We start from the raw sequence: 4,377 nt of genomic DNA on the forward strand, positions 1-4,377 counted from the left end.
GGCGGGTCGCACGGCGGGGGGGAGAGTGTAGGCGAGCGGGAGGCGTCAGCCCCCTGAGTATTGAGGGCCAGCAGACTTTCAGGCTCTCAGGGGACTGACGCCCCCCGCTCGCCCGGGGTTCGCTCGAAGCTCATCCCCCGAACGCCCCGTAACGCCGCACGCCCCGGCGGAACGCGATGCGGTTCACGATCAACAATCCGATCGCCCAAGCGGCGCCGGTCAGCAGCACGGCGGGCAGTTCGTCCGGATCGTATTTCCCCAAGAAAATCGCCGCCGGAACGTACGCCAAATATTTGAACGGCAACCAGATCACGACCGCGGTCACCGGCTCCGGCAGCCAGTCCAGCGGGATCATGTGCCCGCTGAGGAAGTAGTTCAGCATCATATAGATGAACAGCAGGCTGCTGACTTCCAGGAACCAGAAACTGACCAGCCCGATCAGGCTTTCGATCAGAAATCCGATCGCGAACGCCAGACCCAGACTGGCCAGAAACGCGGCGAAGATCTCGATCCCCGGCCACGCCGGTAGATAGTCGCGGCAGAGCCAGAACACCAGCGCGAACGGCCCCGCCGCCACCATGTAGTAGACCAGCTTATGCGCTACCCGGTGCACGAACAGATAACCGAGCATATCGATCGGCTGGGTGAGATATTTCTTGATCACCCCCTCCCGCACGTCCCTCGCGATGCCGCTCGCCAGCCCCGGCATGCTGCTGAACGCCCGGCCGACCATCGCCAGCAGGTAATAGCTGACCATCTCCGGCAGCGAATAGCCGTTCAAACTCTCCGACTTCGACCCGGCGTACACCGCGGTCCACAGAAAGATCTGCGTGACGATCGGCAGGAACCGGACCAGCGTGCTGAAGGCGAAGTCCGCCCGGTACGCCAACCGCTCCGCCATCGCGGTTTTGAGAATCCACCAGTTCAATCGGATCGACATCGCGCTCCCTACGCCGAGAGCTCACGGTCGGCGAGGGCGCGCTCCGCGGCCTCGTCTTCGGCGTCGTGTTCGCCGAAGAGATCCGCGATCACCTCTTCCAGCGGGCGATCGTTGACGCTCACGTCTTCGATGCGGTGCCGGTCCAGCAGGTCGGCCAGCACGCGGGGGATCTCCGCTCGGGCCACCTCGATCCGGGCCCGCGGAGCGACGGCCTTCAGCGGCGTGCCGTAGCGTTCCAGGTCGTTCGGCACCTCCCCAGCGAAGGAAAGTTCGATGATCTTATGGGTGCTGAATCGCTCCACGATCTCGCTCAACGGCCCGTCGTGTCGCAGTTTGCCGTCGTCGATAATCACCGCCCGCTCGCAGAGGGCTTCCACGTCTTTCATGTAGTGACTGGTCAGCACCACGGTGGTGCCGCGCTCGGCCTGATACGTCTTGAGGAACGTCTGCACCGTGCGCTGACTGACGACATCCAGCCCAATCGTCGGTTCGTCCAGAAACAGCACCTCCGGGGCGTGGAGCAGGGCGGCGATCAACTCCATCCGCATTCGCTCGCCCAGCGACAGTTCCCGCACCGGCTGACCGATCAACTTGCGGACCTTCAGCAGGTCGACCAGTTCGTCCAACCGCTTTGAGAACTCCGCGGCGGGGACGTTGTAGATCTCTCGGTGGAGGTTGAACGATTCCTGCGCCGGCAGATCCCACCACAGTTGGTTCTTCTGCCCCATCACCAAGCTGAACCGGCGGCGGTAGGCGTTCGCCCGCTCCCACGGGGTGTAGCCGAGGACGGACGCCTCGCCGGCGCTGGGGTGGATCAGCCCGGCGAGCAACTTCAGCGTCGTCGTTTTGCCGGCGCCGTTCGGACCGAGGAACGCCAACATCTCCCCCGGCTCGACCCGAAACGAGACGTCGCGGACGGCGTGCACCTCGTTGTATTCCCGCCGAAACAGACCGCCGACGCCGGCGAGCAAGCCTTCGCGCTTGCGGTAGACGCGGTAGGTCTTCGTCAGCCCGCGCGCTTCGATCGCGGCCTCGCTGCGCAGCGGGGTAGAGGTCGGACGGGCCTCATCGGCGGGGGCCTCCGGGGCGGCGACGGACATGACGACAGTCTAACGGCCACAACGGAAAGAACCGCCCCGCGACGCGGGCGGACCCCGAAACGGACAGCGTCCCGATCCCACTGCGGGACCGGGACGCTGCATGCAAACACTCAACGCGCCGCGACTGCGGAATCAGGAACCGGGCGTTTGGATCGTCGGCTGATTCGGCGTCGCCCGCTGGGCGGTGGCGGCGTTCTTGAACATCTGGACGTAGTCCGCAGTGACCCGCAGCACTTCGTCGTTGTAGGCGCCCTCCGGCAGCACGGGGCCCTCGCCGGGACCGGGCTGCCGCTCCTCCTCGTCCTCGTCCTCATCGGCCAACGCCTTCAACTCGGCCCGCTCCTTGCGGCGCTCGGCTTCGTTGAGGGAGACCGTCTTCCGTTCCTTATCGCGCTCGTAACGCTCGATCCGCTTGAGGATCTTGGCGAACTCCGGGTCGGCGTCGACGCGGACCTTGCTGGACTCCTGCAAGCGGGCGGCGATCGCCGGGCTGGCCATCGGCACCGGCTTGAAGTCCGCCGCGGCGATGCGATCGAACTCCAAAGCGTTGTCGAGGAACTGCTCGCCCAGTTCCATGTGATCGAGCATGTCCGGCAGCACGACATCGCTGCGGACGCCCAAGTTCTGGGTGCTGTCGCCGTTGACCCGATAGAACTGCTGAATCGTCAGCTTCAGCGCTCCCTGCGAGGCGTTGCCGATGAGGTTGAACAACTGCTTCGGCGGGACCGGCATGACGTTCTGCACGGTGCCTTTACCGTGGGTCGTTTCGTCCCCGACGATGATGCCGCGGCCGTAATCCTTAATGGCGCCGGCGAAGATTTCGCTGGCGCTGGCGCTGAGGCGATTGGTGACGACCACCAGCGGGCCGCCGTAGGCGACGTCCGGGCGTTCGTCATGATGCACCTCGATCTTGCCGGCGGGATCTTTGACCTGCACGACCGGACCCTGATCGATGAACAGGCCGGTGACTTCGATGGCCTCGGTGAGAGCGCCGCCGCCGTCGTAACGCAGATCGACGATCACGCCGTCCACGCCGCCGGCGTCGCGGAACTCCTGCAACGCCTTGAGAACATCGCGGCTGGTGCTGGAGAACCCTTCCACGCCGGCGTTGGCCCCGGCGAAGTCGCGGTAGAAGCTGGGGATGTTGATGACGCCGATCCGCAGCGGAGGCGCGTCCTCGCCGAGCCGTTCCTGCAGCTCATAGATCTCGCCGCGGACGGCGGAGTCCTTCAACTCGATCTTGCGGCGCTTCAGTTCGATGACTTCGACCTCGCCGCCGTCGGCGGGCATCACCTGCAGCCGCACGACCGTGCCGGATTCGCCGCGGATCAGGCGAACGACGTTGCCGATCCGCATTTCGACCACGTCCGTGAATTCGGCTTCGCCTCCCTGGGCGACGCCGATGATCTTATCTTCCAGCCCGAGCCGCCCGTCTTCCTCAGCGGCGCCGCCCTGGATGATTTGCTTGACCGTGACGTAGCCGTCTTCGTTCTGCAGCGCGGCGCCGATGCCCTCCAGCGAGAGGTTCATCGAGATCTGGAAGTCCTCCAGCGTCTTTTCGCTCATGAAAGAGCTGTGCGGGTCGAACGTCATCGCCAACGCGGTGATGAAGGTCTCCAGCTTGTCCGCCGGTTCGATCTGCTGCTGGATGCTCATCAAGTTGCTGTACCGCTTGTGCAGCCGCTCGCGGATGTCCTTGATGTCCTCGTCTTCCAGCGTCAGTTGCAGCACATCGTATTTGATGCGTTTCCGCCAGCGTTCGTTCATCTCCGCCGGCGAGGCCGCCCAGGCGATGTCATCCGGGTCGGAGACGATCGACTCGTCCACGGTGAAATCAAACTGGCTGTCGATCAGCCGTTGGGCGAACGCGACCCGCTGCGACAGCCGTTCCTGATAGCGGTCGTAGACGGCGTTGACGAAGGTCAGGTCGCCGCGGCGGACGGCATCGTCCAATTGCGTTTCGTAGCGGGCGAAGGCGTCCAGATCCGACTGCTCGAAGTACAGCTTCGCCGGGTCGAGCGACTCAAAGAAGCGGGCGAACAGCTGCTTGGAGGTCTCGTTGTCGATCGACGCGCCGGAGACGTGATACCGGTCCAGCAACTCCGCCGCCATCCGGGCGGTGGTGGCATCGGCCCGGGTCGTGTCTCCGCGTTCGTTCTGGGCGAACAGCGAACCCGCGAGTCCGACGGCGACGGTCAGGGACGCGGCGATCAACACGGCCCGCCAAGGGCGCACGCCGTACGCCTTCCCACCCGTCTGCGTGGCGCCCGTCGATGCGGGAACGCGGGACGGCGTTGCGGGGCGAGGTTCGATCACGGGGGGCGTCCGGTGCGGGGG

Annotated in this window: 3 protein-coding genes; all 3 read right to left on the reverse strand. The window is 65.1% G+C overall.

Annotated features, from left to right (window positions below; translation table 11 throughout):
• Window positions 1-130: 130 nt before the first annotated feature.
• Window positions 131-940, reverse strand: a complete 810-nt coding sequence (locus tag LzC2_RS20375; RefSeq protein WP_171189868.1) for an ABC transporter permease — start codon at window positions 938-940, stop codon at window positions 131-133.
• A gap of 8 nt (window positions 941-948) precedes the next feature.
• Entirely contained in the window at window positions 949-2,040 is a 1,092-nt protein-coding gene (locus LzC2_RS20380) for an ABC transporter ATP-binding protein (protein WP_171189869.1), read from the reverse strand.
• Window positions 2,041-2,172: 132 nt separating this feature from the next.
• Window positions 2,173-4,377 (reverse strand): carboxy terminal-processing peptidase (locus tag LzC2_RS20385; protein WP_315854764.1); only part of this gene is annotated, 2,205 nt, incomplete at its 5' end.

This window comes from Alienimonas chondri, from assembly GCF_013036045.1.
GTDB lineage: Bacteria > Planctomycetota > Planctomycetia > Planctomycetales > Planctomycetaceae > Alienimonas > Alienimonas chondri.

What these genes read in the sequence shown, in the direction of transcription:
- LzC2_RS20380 (WP_171189869.1), bottom strand. Translation starts at nt 2,040, where the DNA reads ATGTCCGTCGCCGCCCCGGAGGCCCCCGCCGATGAGGCCCGTCCGACC.
- LzC2_RS20375 (WP_171189868.1), bottom strand. Translation starts at nt 940, where the DNA reads ATGTCGATCCGATTGAACTGGTGGATTCTCAAAACCGCGATGGCGGAG.